Consider the following 19,911-nt stretch of genomic DNA (forward strand, 5'->3'; position numbering starts at 1 on the left):
GGAACGGCAGGTAGGTTGGCGCGCATGGTGAGTGGGCACGGTCCTGAGCGGACGTCCGTGGTCGTGACCGGCGGCAGCGGCTTCATCGGCCGGGCCGTCGTGCACGCCCTCCGCGACCGGGGCGTCCCGGTCACCGTCGTGGACCGGGTCGCGTTCCCCGAAGACCTCGACGGCGTGCGGGTGGTGACCGGCGACCTGCGTGACGCGGCCGTCCGGGAGCAGGCCGTGGACCGGACGACCGCGGGCATCGTGCACCTCGCCGCGCTGACGTCGGTGCTGAAGTCGGTCGAGCTGCCCGAAGACACCTTCGCCGACAACGTCGTGGTCACCCAGGAACTCCTGGAGCTCGCGCGCCGCCACGAAGTGCCGAAGTTTCTGCTGTCCTCGACCAACGCGGTGATCGGCAACGTCGGCTCCGCGACCATCACCCCGGACCTGCCGCTGCGCCCGCTGACCCCGTACGGCGCCACCAAGGCGGCGTGCGAAATGCTGCTGTCGGGCTACGCCGGCGCGTACGGCATGACGACGTGTGCGTTGCGGTTCACCAACGTCTACGGTCCGGGAATGTCCCACAAGGACAGTTTCGTGCCGCGCATGATGCGCGCCGCCCTGACCGGCACGGGGGTCCGGGTCTACGGTGACGGCCGCCAGCGCCGCGACCTCGTGCACGTCGACGACGTCGTGCGGGCGGTGGTGTCGGCCCTCGACAGCGGCTACTCCGGCCGCGCGATCGTCGGCGCCGGGCGGTCGGTGTCGGTGCTGGAGCTGGTCGAGGCCGTGCGCGAGGTGACCGGCGCGGAGCTGCCGGTCGAGCACGTCGAAGCCCCGGCCGGGGAAATGCCCGCGGTCGTCGTCGACGTCTCGGCGAGCGCGGAGACCATCGGCTACCGGCCGGAGGTTTCGCTGACCGACGGCCTCGCGACGGCGTGGAAGTACTTCTCCGGCCTCGCCACGTCGTGAGTGCCTTTCTCCGGCGCCACTGGCTGCTGCTCCTGCTCCTCGTCCCGGCGATCACCCTCCGGGTGCTGACCTGGCTGGCCTACCGCCCGGCGCTGCTGTACATCGATTCCTTCCGCTACCTCGACAACCTGCACGCCCTGCGCGCCGACCAGCTCAACCCGATCGGCTACGACCTGGTGCTGCGGCCGCTGCTGGCCGTCGGCGGGCTCGCCTGGGTCGCGGCGGTCCAGCACGCCGGCGGCATCCTCGTCGCGGTCGGCGTCTACGGGCTGGTGCTGCGCCTCGGCGGCCGTCCGTGGGCCGGTGCGCTGGCCGCGACGCCGGTGCTGCTGGACGCCTATCAGCTGCAGATCGAGCAGAACATCATGTCCGAGGTGACGTTCGAGGCCGTGCTCCTCGGGCTCCTCTGGCTGCTGCTCGGGTGGGGCACGCCCGGCTGGAAGCGCGCCGGGGCCGCCGGCCTGCTGCTCGGCTTCGGCGTGCTGACCCGGCTGATCGGCGTTTCCCTGGCCTTGCCGCTGTTGGTCTTCCTGCTCGTCGCCGGGGGCGCGTGGCGGCACTGGGCCGGCTGGCGGCGGGCCGGCGTCGGCCTCCTGGGCCTGCTCGCCGTGCTCGTGCCGTATGCCGCGCGGGTGCACGCGGAGACCGGCAAGTGGGGGCTGACCGGGCCGTCGGGGAACATGCTCTACGGCCGCACCGCCGCCGTCGCCGACTGCCCGAACCTGCACCTCGCGCCGGAGCTGCAGGTGTTCTGCCCGGCCGAACCCCGCGAAACCCGGCTCGTCGACAACTACACCCACGCCGACCTCGACCCGAACTGGCCGGGCCCGCTGCCGCCGGGCGCGGACAAGGCCGCGCTGGCGCACGAGTTCGCGGTCGAGGTCCTGAAGGAGCAGCCCGGCGACGTCGCCGAAGCGGTCCTGGACGACTTCGCCAAGAGCTTCGCCTGGACGCGCGAGCAGGACCCCACCGACGTCCCGCTGGACCGCTGGCAGTTCCAGCTCACCTACCCGCAGTGGGCCGACCCGTCCCTGATCGACCTGGTCACCCTGCAGAACGACGGCGTCGTCGCGAGCGTCGACCGGCCGCTGGCCGGGTTCCTCCGCGACTACCAGCTCGGCGGCGGGTACGTCCCGGGCGCGGTGCTCGGCCTCGGCGCCGTCCTCGGCCTGCTGACCGTCTTCCGCCGCAAGAAACCCCTGGACAGGGCCCAGGCGGGGGCGCTGCTCGCCGCGTCGAGCGGGCTCGTGCTGCTGTTCGCCTCGGCGGCGTTCGAGTTCTCCTGGCGCTACCAGCTCCCGGCGCTCGTGCTGCTGCCGGTCGCCGGGGCGCTCGGCTTCACGACGCTGACCTCGGCGAGCCGGAAGCGCCTCGCCGCCTACCCCGACGACGTCGACTCGGCCGCCCTCGACGACTTCCGCGGCCGGCACCCGGAGCTGGAACTGGCGCCGCTGACCGTCGTCATCGCCGCCTACAACGAAGCCGGCGGCATCGGCGAAGTCCTCGAGAAGATGCCGGACGAGTGCCTCGGCATGCCGGTCGACGTCCTGGTGGTCGTCGACGGCGGGACCGACGACACGGCCGCGATCGCCGAAGCGCACGGCGCGTACGTGTGCGTCGCGCCCCGCAACCGCGGCCAGGGTGCGGCGCTGCGGCTGGGGTACCACCTCGCGGCCGAGGCCGGCGCCGAGTACGTCGTGACGACCGACGCCGACGGCCAGTACGACAACAGCGAGCTGGAGGCGCTGGTCCGCCCGGTGGTCGAGGGCACCGCGGACTTCGTCACCGGGTCCCGGCGGCTCGGGCACGAGGAGGCCGACAGCCGCGTCCGGTGGCTCGGCGTGCGGGTGTTCGCGGCGCTGGCGTCGGTGCTGACCGGGCGGCGGATCACCGACACGTCGTTCGGCTTCCGTGCGATGCGGGCCGACCTGGCGTGTGCGGTCCCGCTGCACGAGCCGCAGTACCAGTCCTCGGAGCTGCTGCTCGGCGTCACCGCCCGCGGCGCCCGCGTCACCGAGCTGCCGATGAGCATGCGGCTGCGCAAGGCGGGCAAGAGCAAGAAGGGCGGCAGCCTGGTCTACGGCGCCAACTACGCCCGGGTCATGACCGGGACGTGGTGGCGGGGGTACGTGCTGCGCCGCGGCCGAACACGAGCCGGTCGAGCAGGGTGAACTTGACGACGAACACCAGCGCGTAGCTCGCGACGTACGCGCCGTCGACCAGCACGACCCACCAGAAGTGCGGCAGGTCCAGCGGCGCCAGCAGGGCGCCCGCGAGCGTGGTCAGGCCGATCGAGGCCAGTCCGCCGAGCCCGATCACGGCGAGGTAGGGGAGCAGTTCGCGGCGGACGCGCGGGCGCCCGGTGCGGCCCCACACCCAGCGCCGGGTGACCACGAAGTTCAGCACCGCGCCCGCCGCCCAGGCCAGCGTGCCGGCCAGGGCCGCGGCGCCGCCGGTGGCGAGGACGGCGAGCAGCACGACCTGGCTGAGGACCGTGGCCGCGACCGACGTCGTCGCGGCGCGCACCAGCCGGGCCCAGCCGCGGCGGCGGGTCTTCTCCGCCGTGCGGGGCCGCACCGCGTTGGTTACGGTCGTCATGTCCCCATCCTCCCCGGGGGCCGGCCGCGCCGCCGTCCGACCCCCGCATGCACAGAAGATTCACAGGTCATTGCCAGGTCTTCATCAGCACGTGATCTATAGCGTTCGTGTGGCGTAAACGAGCAGGAAAGGCGGCACAATGCGGGTGCTGGTTCTCGGCGGTGACGGATATCTGGGCTGGCCGACCGCGCTGCACTTATCGGACAAAGGCCACGAGGTGGCCGTCCTCGACAATTTCGCGCGTCGCGGCTACGACGCCGAACTCGGCGTGGAGAGCCTGGTCCCGATCGAATCCCTCGCCGACCGGATCGCGGCCTGGCGGGAGGTCTCCGGCCGGGCGATCACCAGCTACGAGGGCGACCTCCTCGACGCGGAGTTCCTGTTCGCGGCGGTGCGCGAGTTCGCGCCGGACGCCATCGTGCACTACGCGGAGCAGCGGTCGGCGCCGTATTCCATGATCGACCGCGAACACGCGGTGTACACGCAGCACAACAACGTGATCGGGAACCTGAACCTGCTGTACGCGATCGCGGAGATCAATCCGGCGATCCACCTGGTCAAACTCGGCACGATGGGCGAATACGGCACGCCGAACGTCGACATCGAAGAAGGCTGGCTCGAACTCGAGCACAACGGCCGCTCCGACCGTGTGCTGTTCCCCAAACGGCCGGGTTCGTTCTACCACCTGACCAAGGTGCACGATTCGCACAACATCGAATTCACCTGCCGCGCGTGGGGCCTGCGCGCGACGGACCTGAACCAGGGCATCGTGTACGGCCAGCAGACCCCGCAGACGGCGCTGGACCCGCGCCTGGCGACCCGCTTCGACTACGACGCGGTGTTCGGCACGGTGCTCAACCGGTTCGTCATCCAGGCCGTGCTGGGCCAGCCGCTGACGGTGTACGGCAAGGGCGCGCAGACCCGCGGCCTGATCGACATCCGCGACACGGTCGAGTGCATCCGCCTGGCCGTCGAGCACCCGGCCGAGCCGGGCGAGTTCCGGGTGTTCAACCAGATGACGGAGAGCATGTCCGTGGCCGCCATCGCCGAGCTGGTGGCCGACCGGTTCCCGGGCCCGGTGCAGATCGAGCAGCTGGAGAACCCGCGCACCGAGGCTCCGGAGCACTACTACAACGTCCGGCACACCGGCCTGGTCGGGCTGGGCCTGGAGCCGCACCTGCTGTCGGACACGCTGATCGAGTCGATGTTCGACATCGTGGGTGCCAACAAGCACCGCGTGAACCCGGACAAGCTGCGGCCGACGGTCCGCTGGCGGGGTGCGCTGAAGAGCTGACCGCGGCGGGGGCTCCCGGTGGGGAGCCCCCGTCCGGTTCAGCCGGGCAGCTTGTCGAGGAAGCCGTGCACCTTGGCGATCCGGCCGTCTTCGAGCTCGACGACGTCGAACCCGATGGCGACCGGCTCGGCACCGGGCGTGCCGAGGTACCACTGGAACCGGGCGAGATCGTGGTGCGCGTCCGGGTCGGCCGGCAGGCTGAAGGTGAGCCCGCCGAACTGCGCCTGCGCCCCGGCGACGAACTGGTCGATCCCGTCGTGCCCGGTGACCGCGCCGAGCGGGTCGGTGTAGCCGGCGTCGGCGGTGAAGACGTCGGCGACGAGGGCCCGGCGCTTGTCGCCGTCGGTCTCGTTCCAGACGGCGATGTACTGCTCGACGATCGTGCGGACGTCGCTCATGGGGGTTCCTTTCGTTGGGGGACAACCGGTTCTGCCGTCCCGCTGCTGGAACCCACTCTGGCGGCGCCGTGGCGGCCCGTCGATTACGCGAGAGGTAATGCCGGGGCGGCCGCCGCGCCGGTCGCGGCATTACCCCCGAAGTAATGGCGGCGGCTCCGTGATCGCCGTAGCGTCGCCCGCGTGACGACCATGGTGCAGGCGCGGCAACGGCCCGTCGGGGAGCTGCTGCGCGAATGGCGGGACCGGCGCCGGATCAGCCAGCTCGATCTGGCCATCTCGGCGGACATCTCCACCCGCCACCTGAGCTTCGTGGAGACCGGGCGCTCCAAGCCGAGCCGGGACATGGTGCTGCGGCTCGGCGAGCACCTCGACGTCCCGCTGCGGGAACGCAACCGGCTGCTGCTCGCCGCCGGGTACGCGCCCGCCTACACCGAGACCGCGCTGAAGGACCCCGGGATGGACGCCGTCCGCCAGGCCGTGCGGCAGCTGCTCGCCGGCCACGAGCCCTACCCGGCCGCCGTCGTCGACCGGAACTGGGACCTCGTCGACGCCAACGCCGCCGTCGGGCTCTTCGTCGCCGGGATCCCGGCCGAGCTGACCACCAACGTGCTGCGCGCGACCCTGCACCCGGACGGGATGGCGCCGCACGTCCTCAACCTGGGGGAGTGGCGCGCCCACCTGCTCGGCCGGCTGCGGCGCCAGGTGACCCAGACCGCCGACAGCGGTCTCGCCGAGCTCCTCGACGAGCTGCGCGGGTACCCCTGCGACCAGCCCGTGCCCGAGGTGGAGGTCCCCGGACCGGGTGACATCTTCGTGCCGCTGAAGTTCCGCCACGAGGGCACCGACCTCACGTTCTTCAGCACCGTGGCCACGTTCGGCACCCCCCTCGACGTCACCGTGGCGGAGCTGGTGATCGAGTCGTTCTTCCCGGCCGACCCGGCGACGGCGGCGTATCTGCGCGAGCGGGCCGCCCGGGTGGGATGATGGGGGTCCGCGCAGCATCCGAAGTGAGGATCACCGGTTGATGGCCGTCCCGCCTTCGCTCGCCCTGTCCGTCGGAGTCCGCATCCCCCAGCTGCTGTTCGGCGTCGCCGGCCTGTCCGCGGCGGAGACCGGCCGGGCCCTCCGCATCGCCCTCGACACCGGTTACCGCGGCATCGACACCGCGCCGGGCAGGGAGGCGGCGGTGGGCGCCGTGCTCGCCGCGGCCGAGGTGCCCCGCGAAGACCTCTTCGTCACCGTGCACGTCCCCGCGCAGGGCTACGACACCGCCCGGCGCGCCGCCGACCAGGCCCTGGAAGCGTTGCAGCTGGAGCGGGCCGACCTGTGCCTGCTGGACGGCACCAAGGGCGCGTTCACCGACACCTGGCGCGCGCTGAGCCGGCTGCGCACCGACGGGCGCGCCCGCGCCATCGGCGTCGCCGGCTTCGGCGTCTCCGAGCTGCGCCGGCTGATCGACGCGACCGGCGCCGTGCCGTCGGTGAACCAGGTCGAGCTGCACCCGTGGCTGCAGCAGGTCCCGCTGCGGGAGTTCCACGAGGAGCGCGGCATCGTGACGGCCGCCGCCAGCCCGGCCGCGAACGCCGCGCTCCTGTCCGACGAGACGGTCACCGCGCTCGCCGCCAAGTACGGCAAGACCCCGGCCCAGATCGTGCTCCGGTGGCACCTGCAGAACGGTACGGTCGCGGTGGCGGCCTCGGCCACCACGACCCGCATCCGGGAGCACTTCGGGATCTTCGACTTCGAGCTGGCCGACGACGACCTCGCCGTGGTGGCCGAGCTCGACAACGGCACGCGCGTCTAGGTGGCCTTGATGCCCGCCGCGGCGAAGTCGGCCTGCTGCGCGGGCTGCTCCAGGTACTCGCGGAAGGTCTGGGCGGCGCGCAGCGCGGTGTCGTCGACGCCCGGGCCGGCGAGCCCGATGAACGGGTAGTCCGCCGAGCGCGCGTTCGCCACCGACTGGGCGGGCGAGCCGATCATCTCCGGCTTCTTGGTGGTGAGCTCGCTGACCCAGTACGACGATTCGGGCAGCCACGCCGCCGGCAGCCCGCCGATGGTGTCCAGCTTGGCCCGGCCGACCAGCGCGTCGAGCACCTGTGCCGACGGCTTGGCTTCGATCACGATGTGCACGCACTGCCCGTGGACGACGGTGGCGGCCTGGTTCCACCGCTGGGCCGCGGCGGCGACCGGCTTCTGCACGCTCGGCGTGACGACGACCCGCATGTTCGCGGTGCCACCGTCGCAACTGCTGGCCTGCGCCTCGGCCCGGCTGTTCAGTTCGTTGTCGGCCCAGTTCCAGCCGACGACACCGAGCCCGATGAGCACGGCGAGGACGGCGCAGGCGATCGGCCAGGTGGCGATCCGGCGGCGCGGAGCCTTCTTCCCGACGATGCGGTGCGACCCGGTGACGTCCCCCTTGCCGACGGCCGTCTTGCCGACGATGCGGTGCGAGCCGGTGCCTTCGCTGCGGGCGGTCCGGTTCGGTCCGGTGCTGTCGTCGCGGCCGGCGCGGTGCGGGCCGGTGGAGTCGGTGCGTTCGCTGCGGATGGCGGCTCGGGAGCCGGTGTCCTCGGCGGGGGTGGTCTCGTCGCGGGTGGTGACGTCGTCCTGCCGGGTGATGACCTCGGTCCGCTCGGCGGCGGCTTCGGCGGGCGCCTTGCCGCTCTTGCGGCGCGAGCGGGGTGCGGCGGGATCGGCGGCTTCGGCGCGGCGGCCCGCGCGGGTGGGCCGTCCGGGAGCTTCTACGCGGTCGGGAACGGGGGCGCCCTTGCGGCGCGAGCGGGCGGTGGGGTCGGCGGTGGCGAAGGCGCCGGTCGCCGAGTCCCCGCGGCCCGCCGGGTGGGCACCGGAGGCTTCGCCCGCGGCCGCAGGGTGTGCGCCGGTCGCTTCACCTCGGCGGGGGGAGCGGGTAGCGGTGGCGTCGCTGGGGCGGCGGGGTGGGCGCCGGAGGATTCCCCTCGGCGGGAGGTGGTGTCGGCGGCGGGGTGTGCGCCGGTGGCTTCGCCGCGGCGGGAGGCGCGGGTGGCCGTGGCGTCGCCCGCGGCGACCGGGTAGGAGCCGGAGGTCTCACCGCGGCGGCCGGCTTCGCCGGCGACGGTGGGATATGAGCCGGAGGTCTCACCGCGGCGGGAGGCGCGGGTGGCCGTGGCGTCGCCCGCGGCGACCGGGTAGGAGCCGGAGGTCTCACCTCGGCGGCCGGCTTCGCCGGTGACGGTGGGGTACGAGCCGGAGGCCTCACCACGGCGAGAAGCACGGGTGGCCGTGGCGTCACCCGCCACCGGGTACGAGCCGGAGGTCTCACCGCGGCGGGTGGCAGCACCGGCGGCGGGGTGCGCACCGGTGGCTTCACCCCGGCGCGGCGACCGCGTGGCCGTGGCCTCGCTCGCGGCGACCGGGTACGAACCGGAAGCCTCCCCACGCCGGGAGGCGCGAGGACCAGCGGCCGGATAGGCGGCGGGCCCCGGCGCGATCGTCGTGGTGATCTCGCTGCTCGTCACCGGGTGCGCGCCGGAAGCGTCGCCGCGGCGAGGACCGCGGGTCTTCTCGCCCCGGCGCGGGGCCGGGCCGTCGGCCGCGGGCGGGAAGCCGGGCGCCTGCGCCCCTTCCGTGAAGAACACCGAGCCGGCGGACTCACCCGGTACCCGGGCGATGCCGAACGCGTCGGAGATGGAGCTGCGGCCCGGGGTGCGGAAGGCGCCGGAAGTCTCGCTGCGCCCCTCGGCGGGAACGCGCGGCGTGCGGTCCTGAGGGTGCGGCACCGGCTCCTCGTCCCGGTAGTGTCGCCCCATCCGTCATCCTTTCGGGGTGAGCGCATGTCAAGCACGCGCTGCTATGCAACCAAACCGTTATCACCCTAACAGGTGAGTATCGGAGAGAGAATAATCTGACTCACAGTGGGCCGTGCTCAGGGTGCTGCGCTGACCAGGCGATGGCAATGCGCAATCAGGCGATGACGCAGCGGCGCCGCCCGGCGGGCGAACTCCCCTTGGGCCCTGGCGTACTCGGCCCGGCCCGCCGCCGTCTCGATCCGGACCGGCGGGTAGCCGAGGGAAGCCAGGTCGTACGGGCTCGCCCGCATGTCCAGCGTCCGGATCTCGACCGCCAGCTCGAAGCAGTCCGCCACCAGCTCCGCGGGCACGAACGGGTCGAGCTTGTACGCCCATTTGAACAGGTCCATGTTCGCGTGCAGGCACCCCGGCTGCTCGAGGGAGACCTGCGTCTCCCTCGAGGGCGCCAGCTCGTTCAGCGGCCGCGCCGGCTCGGTGAAGAACCGGAACGCGTCGAAGTGCCCGCAGCGGATGTCCAGGGACTCCACGACCGCGTCCGTCCCCGCCGAGCCCAGGCGCAGCGGCACCTGGTTGTGCCGCACCGAATCCGCAGGCTCGCGGTACACCATCGCCCACTCGTGCAGCCCGAAGCAGCTCAGCCGGGGTGAGCGGGACGCCGTCGCGGTCAGCAGGCCGAGGACGAACTCGGCCGTCCGCACCTTGTTCCCGCCGAAGGCCGCCGGATCGAGCAGCACGCCGTCGGGCGTTTCGACGTACCCCTTGCGGTCCAGGAAGCGCCGGGCGGCGGGCCCGGCGAGTGCGACGCCGGGCCCGGGCTGCCACCGCTCGAGGTGCGAAGGCCGGTACGAGTAGTAGGTGAACAGGAAGTCCAGCACCGGGTGCATCTCGCCACGGGACCGGCGTTCCTGGTGCGGGCCGGTCCACCGGCGCATCCGCGCGACGTGCGCCGCCTCCCGCGCCAGCCAGTCCGGCTCGGCGAGCACCTCGGTCATGCGCCCACGTGGGTGCCGTCGCGCACCGTGCCCACGTACTCCTCGACGAGGTCCTCGAGCGCGACGACGCCGACGGCGTTGCCGTTCGCGTCCAGCGCCCGCGCGAGGTGGCTGCGTTCCTTGCGCATGGCCGACAGCGCGACGTCGAGCCGGGCGTCGGCCCGCAGCTCGGTGAGCGCGCGCGTCTTCGACGACGGCACGGTCGTGCCCGGGTCCTGCCCGGCCAGGTCGAGGATGTCCTTGACGTGGATGTAGCCGGTCAGCCGCCCGTCGTCGGTGCACACCGGGAACCGCGAGAACCCGGTGGACGAGACGGCCCGCTCGACCTCGCCGACGGTCGGCCCGCAGGGGAGCGTGGTCAGTTCGGCGGTGGGCACCAGCACGTCGGCGACGGTCTTCTGCACCGACGAGAGCGTCTGGGCGAGCCGCTGGTGCTCGGACTGGTCCAGCAGGCCCTCGCGGCGCGACTCGCTGAGCAGCTCGGCCAGCTCGTCGGAGGTGTAGGCCGTCTCCAGCTCGTCCTTCGGCTCGATGCGGACCGCGCGCAGCAGCGAGTTGGCCACGAAGTTCAGCAGCCAGATGAACGGGTTGGCCAGCTTCACCCAGGCCACGTGCACCGGCACCAGCCACAGCGCCAGCCGCTCCGGCTCGGCGATGGCGAGGTTCTTCGGCACCATCTCGCCGATCAGCACGTGCGCCACGGTGATGAACGCCAGCGCGATGGCGAAGGAGATCGGGTGCAGCAGCGCCTCGGGCAGGCCCACCGCGTCGAACGCCGCCGACAGCCGGTGGGCGATGGCGGGCTCGCCGAGGCGGCCGAGCAGCAGCGAGCAGATGGTGATGCCCAGCTGCGCGCCGGCGAGCATCAGCGAGACGTGCTTGCTCGCGTTGATGACGATCTGCGCGCGGGTCTTGCCCTGCTCCAGCAGCGCCTCCAGCCTGTCCCGCCGCGAGGAGATCAACGTGAACTCCGCGCCGACGAAGAAGGCGTTGGCCAGCAGCAGGACCACGACGAGGGCGATGTTCAGCCAGTCGGTCACGAGGCCACCTCGGCTTCCGGAGCGGTGCGGACCGGGGCGACCTCGACCTCGGCGATCCGGCGCTTGTCCATCACGGTCACGGTGAGCAGCCAGCCGTCGACCTCGGTGGCGTCGCCCTCGGCGGGGATCTTGCCGAGCCGTTCGAGGATCAGCCCGGCGATGGTTTCGTAGTCGCCGTCGGGCATCCGGAAGCCGGTGACGTCGGTGATCTCGTCGGCGCGCAGCTGCCCGGACACCAGCCAGCTGTCCGCGCCGACCTGCTGCGACGCCGGGGCCTCGCGCTCGTCGTGCTCGTCGCGGACGTCGCCGATGATCTCCTCGACGACGTCCTCCAGGGTGACCAGCCCGGCCGTGCCGCCGTACTCGTCGACGACGATGGCCAGCTGGAAGCGGGAGTCGCGCAAGCGCAGCAGCAGGTCGTCGCCGGGCAGGGACTCGGGCACGGTCGGGACCGGCCGCATGACCGACCCGATCGGCACGGCCGCCCGGTCGGCGGCGGGCACGGCGAAGGCCTGCTTGACGTGCACGGCGCCGCGGACGTCGTCGAGGTCCTCGGCGTGCACCGGGAACCGCGAAAAGCCGGTGCGGCGGGAGATCTCGATCAGGTCCTGGACGGTGTCGTCGATCGCGAGGGACTCCAGCTGCACGCGCGGGGTCATCAGTTCTTCGGCGGTGCGCTCGCCGAACCGCAGTGAGCGGTCGAGCAGCTCGGCCGTGGACGTGTCGAGCGTGCCGCTTTCGGCGCTGGACCGCACGATCGAGCCCAGTTCCTGCGGCGAGCGCGCGGACCGCAGCTCCTCCTGCGGCTCGACGCCGAACTTGCGCACGAGGAAGTTCGCGCTGTTGTTCATCAGCGTGATGAGCCAGCGGAAGAGCGCGGAGAACCGCGAGTGGTAGCCGGCGACCGCGCGCGCGGTCGGCAGCGGCCGGGCGATCGCCAGGTTCTTCGGGACCATCTCGCCGAGGATCATCGACAGCGAGGTGGCGATGACCAGGGCGAGCACGATCGACGCGCCCCCGGCGAACCCGGCGGGCAGCCCGACCGCGGTCAGCAGCGGCCGGACGAGCTCGCCGATCAGCGGCTCGGCCAGGTACCCGGTGATCAGCGTGGTGAGGGTGATCGCGACCTGGGCGCCGGAGAGCTGGAACGACAGCGTCCGGTGCGCCTTCTGGACGGTCAGCGCGCGGCGGTCGCCGACCTGGCGGACGTTGGCCTCGACGGTGCTGCGTTCGAGCGCGGTCAGCGAGAACTCGGCCGCGACGGCGAGCCCGGTGCCGATCGTCAGCAGCACGAAGAGGAGGACGCCGCCCACGGCGAGGAGGACTTGGGTCATTCCGCACCCGCCTCGGTGGCGGGGGACGAACCTATCGGACAGCCGGGTCGGTCACCCGGCCCGGTACTGTCACCGGGTGACTGCGCTGCGCGCACGAAACGGTCACTCCTAGCAAGAAATCGGCGTGTACTGCGGATATGGGGATCAGCTTAACGTGTCTTTTGCGTCCGCCGCTGGCATCCCGGGTGTGTCGGAGCGCTCATCCGCCGCCGGGCCGGTGCCGTCGCACGGTTTCTTCGACGAGATCGAGCACCGGCCCCAGCCCGGAGGCGGGCAGGCCCATGGCCAGGTGCGAGACGAGGCCCTCGAGGACGAGCTCGAGGAAGGCGGTGAGCACGTCGACGTCGACGTCGTCGCGCAGGTTCCCGGCTTCCCGCTGGCGCAGCAGCCGCAGCCGGGTGGCGGTGGTGAGCTGTTCGGAGCGCTCGGCCCACCGGCCGCGGAACTCGGGATCGGTGCGCAGCCGCCGCGAGACCTCCAGCCGCGTCCCGAGCCAGTCGGCGGGGTGGTCACCCCCGGCGAGCAGGTCACGCATGACCTGGACGAGGCCCTGTTCGGCGACGACGTCGGCCATCCGGAGCGCATCGTCCTCGGCGAGGGCGAGGAAGAGCGACTCCTTGTCGCGGAAGTGGTGGAAGATGGCCCCGCGCGAGAGCCCGGTGGCTTCCTCGAGGCGCCGGACTGTGGCACCTTCGTAGCCGTAGCGCGCGAAGCAGACGCGCGAGCCGTCGAGGATCTGGCGCCGGCGTGCGTCGAGGTGATCCTGGCTTACGCGTGGCATCCTGAAATCCTGGCATCGCGGACCGGGATCTCGCAATCCGTACGTACGTACTGTGACCGGGAGTGCCGGGAACCACGCGGGTGACCCCACCGTCTGAAGGTTGCGGCGTTTCGCTGACACGGAGTGAGACGGTTGGCTAAGGTTTGCCCCATCACGGTGGGTGAGCTGAGGGGAAGGTGCGGCGTGATCATCGGTGAGGCCGGAGCGGCGGCACAGGCGCTGTGGGGAGACGTCTTCAGCAACTCCGGCCGCGTGTACGGCGGCGGGGGCAAGGGTGGCCAGTTCAAGATGGACCCCGAAGAGCTCTCCGCGGTGATCCGCCAGTGGGAGGACGTCCTCGACAAGATCGTCGAAGACGGGAACAAGATCCGCAGCCTTGTCTACACGCCGAAGCTCGCGCCGGGCGAAGACGCCGTCAGCGGCAGCTTCGCCTCGACTACCGGCGAGTCGATCGCCGCGCTGCAGCGCCAGAACGATTCCATGCGCAAGTACGCGCAGGAGTACATCAAGAAGCTCAAGGCGGCGCAGACGAAGACCGTGGCCACCGACCAGGGCTTGTCGGACACCTTCAAGGCATAGGCGAACCAACCTCGTGCGAAGCAAAATCTGCGTCCTCGCTGTGTCCCTGGTCGTATCCGCGGGACTTGCGACTGCCTGTACCCCGACGACCGGCGGGACTGCGTCGCCTGCGCCGAGCGCTTCGGCCTCGACGGGCACACCGCCGGTGGATCCGGATGTGCCCAAGGTGACCCAGCCCCCGCTCGACGCCGGGAAGTACGTCTCGGACACGTGCGCGGTGATACCCAAGGACCTGCTCGCGTCCATGAAGTACACCGAGGGCGGCGATTACAAACCGGCAGGCAACACGCCGTTGACCGCCGCGGGACCGTCGTGCTCCTGGAAGATCGAGGGCGAGGGCATCGGGTTGCAGGTGATCCTCGGCACCGGCAACCGCGACCAGGGCACAGGCGGACTGGCCGGCACCTACGCCGCTTACCGGCAGAAGAGGTTCGTGAAGTTCCTGGAGCCTGCTCCGGCCGTCGAGGGCTATCCGGCTGTCTACGCCGACATCCAAGACGAGCGTCCGATGGGGACCTGCGCGCTCGTCGTCGGCATCGCCGACGACCTTTCCTTCAGCTTGCAGGCCCAGGGGTACCAAGGCCAGGACGATTCGTGTGCGGCGGCCGCGAAGGCGGCCGCCGGTGTGGTCAAGACACTCAAGGGGGCATGACGAGTGGACGGCAAGCAGATCTACGACAACTTCAGGCAGGGTGACACGTCCGGGCTGCAGCAGACGGCGGAGACCGTCCAGGCGCTGTCCGACGCCTACATGGAACGGGGCGCGAGCATCAAGGCGCTTCAGTCGCGCATGGTGAACTCCTGGTCCGGCGACGCCGCCGACGCGGCGAACGCCGGAGCCGGTCCGCTCGAACAGGCTTTTGCCGAGACTGCTGCGCCGCTCGACATCACCAAGGTTTCCGTCGACACCCAGGCCGCCGTCTTCGACTCCTCCAGCAATGCCGTTGTCGAAGTTCCGCCGAAGCCGGACAAGCCGAACCCCTGGACCACCGGCCTCAAGGCCGCCATCCCGATCGCCGGGCCGTTCATGGCCAAGGACGACATCGACTCCTACCAGGCGGGCATGGCCAAGTACAACGCGGCCAACGAGACCAACGTCCGCGTCATGGACCAGTACAGCAACGTCACCAGCGGCACCCGGGCCTCGCTCCCGACCGACTACGGCGTCCTCGAGTCCGACGGTGCGGCCATCTCCGTCCAGACGCCGAACTCGCCCGGCCACGTCGAGCCGACCGATCGCGGCAAGGGGCTGCCCGGCCACCCCGGCAGCGACTCCGGGGGCGACGACCGCACCTCGACCACCGGCTTCGACCCCGGGCAGACCGGCGGCGGTGACAAGCCCGGCGGCACCGGAGGCACAGGCGGGACCGGCGGCACGGGAGGCACGGGAGGCACCGGCGGCACCGGAGGAACGGGCGGCACCGGAGGCACCGGCGGCGACGACACCCACACCACCGGCTCCGGCCGCCCGACCGTCCCCACCATCCCGACCCGGCCCGGCCAGACCGACCAGCCCGGCAAGACCCCGCCGAACACCGGGGGCATCGACTTCTACCCCACGAACACCGGCGGCGGCCCGAACTACGGCCCGAACTACCCCAACCCGAACGACCCGAACTCCAGCACCGGCGGGCGCGGCCCCAACAGCAACGCCGGCAGCCGCCTCCTGGACCCGACCGGCCGAGGCGGCACCGGCACCGGCACCGGTACCGGTACCGGAACCGGCACAGGGACCGGCACCGGATCCGGCACCGGCAGCAACCCGGGCGAACGCGGCGTCGGCTCCGGCCGCGGCTCCGGCATGGGGAGCCTCGGCAACGCCGCCGCCGCGGAGGCCGCGGCGGCGAGGTCGGCTGCTTCCGGCCGGGGTGGGCAGATGGGGCCCATGGGCCCCGGCGGTCGCCGCGGCGAGGGGGACGAGGATGAGGAGCACCAGCGGCCGGACTTCCTGATCGAAGCGGACCCGGACGCGATCTTCGGCACCGACCAGCGGACCAGTCCGCCGGTCATCGGCGAATAGGCGGGTGGACGTGGGTACAGGCCGGGTGGACCTTCCGGTCGAGGCGCTGGCCGCGCTGGCCGACCGCGAGCAGGTCGGCCAGCTCCACCTCACCCTGCGCCCGGAGCCGCTGTGGCTCTCGGACGTCGAGCGCGAGGAGGCCGGCAAGCGGGTCGACGCCGCGCTCGCCGAGGCCGGCCTGGTCGATGCCCGCGGGCGGGCCAGCGTCGACTTCCTCGACTGGCTTCCGCTGCTGGTCAGCCCCACGCGGGAGTGCTACGGCTGGGTCGGCACCGGCGGTCAGACCTACGGGGTGCTCGCCGCCGCGAAGGGGCTGCAGGCGGTCCTGGCCGTTTCCGACGGCACGCACGTCGGTGTGCAGGAGATCGACCGGAACCGGCTGGCCGAGTCGCTCGTCGAGCAGCTGCCGCCGGTCGGGCCCGGCGGGGGACACCCGCGGACCGTCCGGGTGGCGGACCTGACCGAGGCGGCCCGCCGCGGGCAGGCCGCCTACCCGCTCGACCCGGCCATCGCCGACGTCGTCAGCCTCGTGCAGCGCCCGGTCTCCGGCAGCGGGGAGCTCTACGTCGGCCGTCGGGACGACGTCGGCCGACACACCTGCCTGCAGCAGCCGCTGCACTACGCCGACACCGACTGGGGCCGCTACCTCAGCTACACCACCGGCGCCGGCGACGACGCCGTCATCCACATCGGCCCGGCCGGCCCGCAGGAGCTGGCCGGCACGCTCGCCGAGCTGGCCGGCACCCTGGTCTGACCCGGAAAACCGGTGCGTCGGGCGGTCCGCCGCGCTAATGTGACAGCGCTGTTGTATTTCTCGCCGGAAGGACGCGCCGATGCTGTACCCCGAGATCGAACCGTACGACCACGGCCTGCTCGACGTCGGCGACGGCCACGCGATGTACTGGGAGACCTGCGGGAACCCCGACGGCAAGCCGGCGCTCGTCGTGCACGGCGGCCCCGGCTCCGGCTGCTCGGCGAACGTCCGCCGGTTCTTCGACCCCGCGCGCTACCGGATCGTGCTGGCCGACCAGCGCGGCTGCGGCCGCAGCACCCCGCACGCCGGTGCCCCGGTCGCCGACCTGTCCGCCAACACCACCGACCACCTGGTGGCCGACTTCGAGCGCCTCCGCACCCACCTCGGCATCGAAAAGTGGCTGCTGTTCGGCGGTTCCTGGGGCTCGGTGCTCAGCCTGGCCTACGCGCTGCGCCACACCGAGCGCGTCAGCGAAATCGTGCTGATGGGCTTGGCGACCGACCGGTACCTCGAGATCGAGCTGCTCATCCGCGGCCTCGGCGCCTACTTCCCGGAGGGCTTCGCCCAGTTCCGCGAAGGCGTCCCGGAAAGCGAGCGCGACGGCGACCTGTCCGCGGCCTACCACCGCCTCCTGATGGACCCGGACCCCGCAGTGCACCACAAGGCGGCCGAAGGGTGGTGCGCCTGGGAAGACGCGATGCTCCCCGGTGTCCCGCCGCACGACGACTTCGAGGACCCGGCCTACCGGCTCTGCTTCGCCCGGCTCGTCACGCACTACTTCAGCAACCGCGCGTTCCTCCCGGACGGCGAAATCCTGCGCGAGGCAGGCAAGCTCGCGGGCATCCCCGCGGTGCTGGCGCAGGGCGTGCTCGACACGAGCAACCTGGTCGGCACGCCCTGGCTGCTGCACCACGCGTGGCCGGGCAGCGAGCTGGTCATGCTGGACGACGTCGGGCACACGGTGTCGGCCGCGTCGATGCAGGACGTCCTGATCGGCGCGACCGACCGCTTCGCGCTCAGGGGATGAGCAGCCCCGGCTCGCCTTCCGGGGCGAGCGCGGCTTCGGCGCGCCGGGCGCGGTTGGTCTCGGCCAGCCGGAGCCCGGTGAGGCGCAGGGGGAGCCGGTCCATGTTCCACTCGGCCAGCAGCAGGGCGATCTTCGCCTGCATTTCGGTGCGCAGCCGCAGGAACGAGTCGGCCGGGTCCGCGCCGACCTCGCCCAGCAGCAGCCACCACGCCCAGGCCGCCGCGCCCGCGTTGGCGACGAAGTCCGGCACCACCGCGATCCCGCGGGCCGACAGCGCGGCCTCCGCTTCCGGGGTGGTCGCGGCGTTGGCCGCTTCGACGACCACCTTGGCCTTGACCGCGCTCTCGTTGTCCGGCCGCAGCGCGTAGGAGATCGCGGCCGGCACGAAGATGTCCGCGTCGATCCCGACGATCGTCTCCCGCGGCAGCGACCGCACGCCGGCGGGCAGCCGGGACCGGTCGACCTCCCCGAACCGGTCGCGCAGCTCCAGCAGCGCCGGGACGTCGAGGCCGGCCGGGTCGTACAGGGTGCCCGCGGCGTCGGCCACCGCGACCACCTTGACCCCGGCTTCGTGCAGGTACCAGGCCGCGCCGCCGCCCATGGTGCCGATGCCCTGGATGGCCACCGTGGTCTCGCGCACGTCCCAGTCCCACGCCGCCGCGACGCCCAGGCACGCCTGCGCCACGCCGTAGCCGCCGACGACGTCGCCGAGCAGCAGCCCGCCGGGCACCGGCGCGTTGAGGCCCGCCTGCACCCGGCGCAGGGTGCGCGCCGGGTCGGCCGAACGGCGGATCGCCGCGTGGTACGACTGCTCCAGCCCGAGCTCGGCGAACACGGAGTCGATCAGGTGCTGCGGCACGCCGAGGTCCTCCGCGGTCACCCAGTGCGCGTCCAGCCACGGCCGCAGGAACGCGCAGAAGCGCTTGAGCACGTCGAACGCGCGCGGGTCCTTGGGGTCGAAGTCGATCCCGCCCTTGGCCCCGCCGACCGGCAGGTTGAAGGTGGCGGTCTTGTTGGCCATGCCCCGCGCGAGGTCTTCGACCTCGGTCATCGTGCAGCCGGCCCGCATCCGGGTGCCGCCGGTGGCGACCCCCGAGACCAGGCTGTGCACGACCAGGTAGCCGGGCGCGCCGGTGACGGGATCGGTCCACGTGAGCCGCATCAGTGGCGGGGCGGGGGTCATCAGGCCACTCACCTCCAGGGAAGTCCGGGGGCGGCCTCGTGACCGCCACCACGAGCGTGCGCCCCCGGTGGCCCGCCCGTCCATTTAACGCTGCTGCACGATCTCGTTTAAGTTTTATGTATGGAGCTTTCGTTGCACCGCTTGCGGATGCTGCGCGAGCTGCACCGCCGGGGCACCGTCACGGCGGCGGCCGCGGCACTGCACTACACCGCTTCGGCGGTGTCGCAGCAGCTTGCGCAGCTCGAACGGGACGTGGGTGCGAAGCTGTTCGAACGGCTCGGCCGGCGTGTCCAGCTGACCGAGCTCGGCACCCTGCTCACCGAGCACGCCGAAGAGATCCTCGGCTCGGTCGAGCGCGCCACGCTCGCCCTCGAGGAGGCCCAGGAGGACCGCACGGTCCGGCTGACCGCCGGGGTCTGGGCGTCGGTGGCCTCCGGGTTGCTGCCGACGGCGCTGACCGCGCTGGCCGGCGAGCACCCGGGCATCGAGGTGCGCACCCGCGAGCTGGCACCCGAAGACACCGCCGAAGCGGTCCGGGACGGCCGCCTCGACCTTTCGTTCGTCATCGACTACTCCGACGCGCCGACGCCGTGGGACGCCGGGCTGGAACGCGCGGTCGTGGCCGTCGAACGGCTGCACGCCGCGGTGCCGCGGGGTGCGGTGCCCTCGGGTGCGGCGTCGCTGGACGAGCTGGCCGAGCACCCGTGGATCCTGGCCAGCCCCAAGTCGCACTTCGGCCGCGCGATGCGCACCGCCTGCCAGCGCCACGGCTTCGCGCCGAAGATCAACCACGAGGTCGAGGAGCAGTCGACGGCGATGGCGATGGTGGGCGCCGGGCTCGGCATCACCCTCGTGTCCGACCTGGGCCTGCGGCTGCTGCGGCCGCCCGGGATCGACGTCGTCACGCTCACCACGCCGCTGCTGCGGACGGTGTCGATCGCCTACCGGCGCACCGCGTTCCGGCGGCCCGCGCTGCACCTGGTGATCGACGCCGTGCGGGCCTCCGCGGCCGAGCTCGGACTCGGCACCGAACCCGCTTTGCCCTGATCAGGGACTTCTTACAGGGTGGTGAACACCTCCCGCACCGCAAGATCCGCCCTGATTTTGTCGTACCCCGCGTGTAGCGTCCGAAGGCGAGAAGTTCCCCTACCCGGAACAGGAAC

Annotated in this window: 20 protein-coding genes; 11 read left to right on the forward strand and 9 right to left on the reverse strand. The window is 72.3% G+C overall.

The window, feature by feature from the left end; genetic code table 11:
• The first annotated feature begins 24 nt into the window (after window positions 1-24).
• Together HUT10_RS00820 and HUT10_RS00825 are read left to right on the forward strand one after the other, a co-directional pair.
• On the forward strand, window positions 25-960 hold the full coding sequence (locus tag HUT10_RS00820; RefSeq protein WP_176169415.1) for an NAD(P)-dependent oxidoreductase: 936 nt from the start codon (window positions 25-27) through the stop codon (window positions 958-960).
• On the forward strand, window positions 957-3,131 hold the full coding sequence (locus HUT10_RS00825; RefSeq protein WP_176169416.1) for a glycosyltransferase family 2 protein: 2,175 nt from the start codon (window positions 957-959) through the stop codon (window positions 3,129-3,131). The genes HUT10_RS00820 and HUT10_RS00825 overlap by 4 nt, the downstream gene beginning before the upstream one ends.
• Here the strand turns inward: HUT10_RS00825 and HUT10_RS00830 are convergent.
• Window positions 3,061-3,558 (reverse strand): GtrA family protein, encoded by a 498-nt coding sequence (locus tag HUT10_RS00830; protein WP_176169417.1) that lies wholly within the window; start codon window positions 3,556-3,558, stop codon window positions 3,061-3,063. The genes HUT10_RS00825 and HUT10_RS00830 overlap by 71 nt on opposite strands.
• A gap of 139 nt (window positions 3,559-3,697) precedes the next feature.
• Here HUT10_RS00830 and HUT10_RS00835 point away from each other — a divergent pair, with 139 nt between their 5' ends.
• Window positions 3,698-4,852 (forward strand): NAD-dependent epimerase/dehydratase family protein, encoded by a 1,155-nt coding sequence (locus HUT10_RS00835; protein WP_176169418.1) that lies wholly within the window; start codon window positions 3,698-3,700, stop codon window positions 4,850-4,852.
• A gap of 38 nt (window positions 4,853-4,890) precedes the next feature.
• Here the strand turns inward: HUT10_RS00835 and HUT10_RS00840 are convergent, their stop codons facing one another.
• Complete coding sequence (locus tag HUT10_RS00840) at window positions 4,891-5,250, reverse strand: nuclear transport factor 2 family protein (protein ID WP_176169419.1); 360 nt, start codon at window positions 5,248-5,250, stop codon at window positions 4,891-4,893.
• Window positions 5,251-5,439: 189 nt separating this feature from the next.
• On the opposite strand from HUT10_RS00840, the gene HUT10_RS00845 reads away from it, so the two are divergent.
• Both HUT10_RS00845 and HUT10_RS00850 read left to right on the forward strand, forming a co-directional pair.
• Window positions 5,440-6,234 carry a helix-turn-helix domain-containing protein gene (locus HUT10_RS00845; protein WP_176177608.1) on the forward strand — a complete coding sequence of 265 codons (795 nt, stop codon included), beginning with the start codon at window positions 5,440-5,442 and terminating at the stop codon, window positions 6,232-6,234.
• Between the two features lie 40 nt (window positions 6,235-6,274).
• Complete coding sequence (locus HUT10_RS00850; protein WP_176169420.1) at window positions 6,275-7,054, forward strand: aldo/keto reductase; 780 nt, start codon at window positions 6,275-6,277, stop codon at window positions 7,052-7,054.
• Here HUT10_RS00850 and HUT10_RS00855 read toward each other — a convergent pair.
• The 6 genes from HUT10_RS00855 to HUT10_RS00880 form a co-directional block, all read right to left on the reverse strand.
• Complete coding sequence (locus tag HUT10_RS00855; protein ID WP_254896599.1) at window positions 7,051-7,575, reverse strand: substrate-binding domain-containing protein; 525 nt, start codon at window positions 7,573-7,575, stop codon at window positions 7,051-7,053. The two genes, HUT10_RS00850 and HUT10_RS00855, sit on opposite strands and share 4 nt — an antisense overlap.
• 416 nt (window positions 7,576-7,991) lie before the next feature.
• Window positions 7,992-9,038: a hypothetical protein gene (locus tag HUT10_RS00860; protein ID WP_176169421.1), complete on the reverse strand. Its 1,047-nt coding sequence runs from the start codon at window positions 9,036-9,038 to the stop codon at window positions 7,992-7,994.
• 116 nt (window positions 9,039-9,154) lie between these two features.
• Window positions 9,155-10,030, reverse strand: coding sequence for a 3-methyladenine DNA glycosylase (locus HUT10_RS00865; protein WP_176169422.1), 876 nt, complete (start codon window positions 10,028-10,030; stop codon window positions 9,155-9,157).
• Window positions 10,027-11,070 carry a hemolysin family protein gene (locus HUT10_RS00870; protein ID WP_176169423.1) on the reverse strand — a complete coding sequence of 348 codons (1,044 nt, stop codon included), beginning with the start codon at window positions 11,068-11,070 and terminating at the stop codon, window positions 10,027-10,029. The genes HUT10_RS00865 and HUT10_RS00870 overlap by 4 nt, the downstream gene beginning before the upstream one ends.
• Window positions 11,067-12,404 (reverse strand): hemolysin family protein, encoded by a 1,338-nt coding sequence (locus HUT10_RS00875; protein WP_176169424.1) that lies wholly within the window; start codon window positions 12,402-12,404, stop codon window positions 11,067-11,069. The genes HUT10_RS00870 and HUT10_RS00875 overlap by 4 nt, the downstream gene beginning before the upstream one ends.
• Before the next feature lie 199 nt (window positions 12,405-12,603).
• A complete protein-coding gene (locus tag HUT10_RS00880; RefSeq protein WP_176169425.1) occupies window positions 12,604-13,185 on the reverse strand; it encodes a TetR/AcrR family transcriptional regulator in 582 nt (193 codons plus the stop codon).
• Between the two features lie 183 nt (window positions 13,186-13,368).
• Between HUT10_RS00880 and HUT10_RS00885 the strand changes: the two genes are divergently transcribed.
• From HUT10_RS00885 to pip, 5 genes are all read left to right on the forward strand, one after another.
• Entirely contained in the window at window positions 13,369-13,764 is a 396-nt protein-coding gene (locus HUT10_RS00885) for a PE domain-containing protein (protein WP_176169426.1), read from the forward strand.
• Between the two features lie 40 nt (window positions 13,765-13,804).
• Entirely contained in the window at window positions 13,805-14,416 is a 612-nt protein-coding gene (locus HUT10_RS00890; RefSeq protein ID WP_254896600.1) for a DUF3558 domain-containing protein, read from the forward strand.
• A 3-nt stretch (window positions 14,417-14,419) separates the two neighbouring features.
• Window positions 14,420-15,784 carry a hypothetical protein gene (locus HUT10_RS00895; protein ID WP_176169428.1) on the forward strand — a complete coding sequence of 455 codons (1,365 nt, stop codon included), beginning with the start codon at window positions 14,420-14,422 and terminating at the stop codon, window positions 15,782-15,784.
• Between the two features lie 25 nt (window positions 15,785-15,809).
• A complete protein-coding gene (locus HUT10_RS00900; protein ID WP_176169429.1) occupies window positions 15,810-16,538 on the forward strand; it encodes an ESX secretion-associated protein EspG in 729 nt (242 codons plus the stop codon).
• A 79-nt stretch (window positions 16,539-16,617) separates the two neighbouring features.
• Entirely contained in the window at window positions 16,618-17,565 is a 948-nt protein-coding gene (pip, locus tag HUT10_RS00905; RefSeq protein ID WP_176169430.1) for a prolyl aminopeptidase, read from the forward strand.
• On the opposite strand, the gene HUT10_RS00910 is transcribed toward pip, so the two are convergent.
• Window positions 17,555-18,748: a Glu/Leu/Phe/Val dehydrogenase gene (locus HUT10_RS00910; RefSeq protein ID WP_176169431.1), complete on the reverse strand. Its 1,194-nt coding sequence runs from the start codon at window positions 18,746-18,748 to the stop codon at window positions 17,555-17,557. The two genes, pip and HUT10_RS00910, sit on opposite strands and share 11 nt — an antisense overlap.
• A 120-nt stretch (window positions 18,749-18,868) precedes the next feature.
• Between HUT10_RS00910 and HUT10_RS00915 the strand changes: the two genes are divergently transcribed.
• Entirely contained in the window at window positions 18,869-19,795 is a 927-nt protein-coding gene (locus HUT10_RS00915; RefSeq protein ID WP_176169432.1) for a LysR family transcriptional regulator, read from the forward strand.
• Window positions 19,796-19,911: the final 116 nt, after the last annotated feature.

The organism is Amycolatopsis sp. Hca4 (assembly GCF_013364075.1).
GTDB lineage: Bacteria > Actinomycetota > Actinomycetes > Mycobacteriales > Pseudonocardiaceae > Amycolatopsis.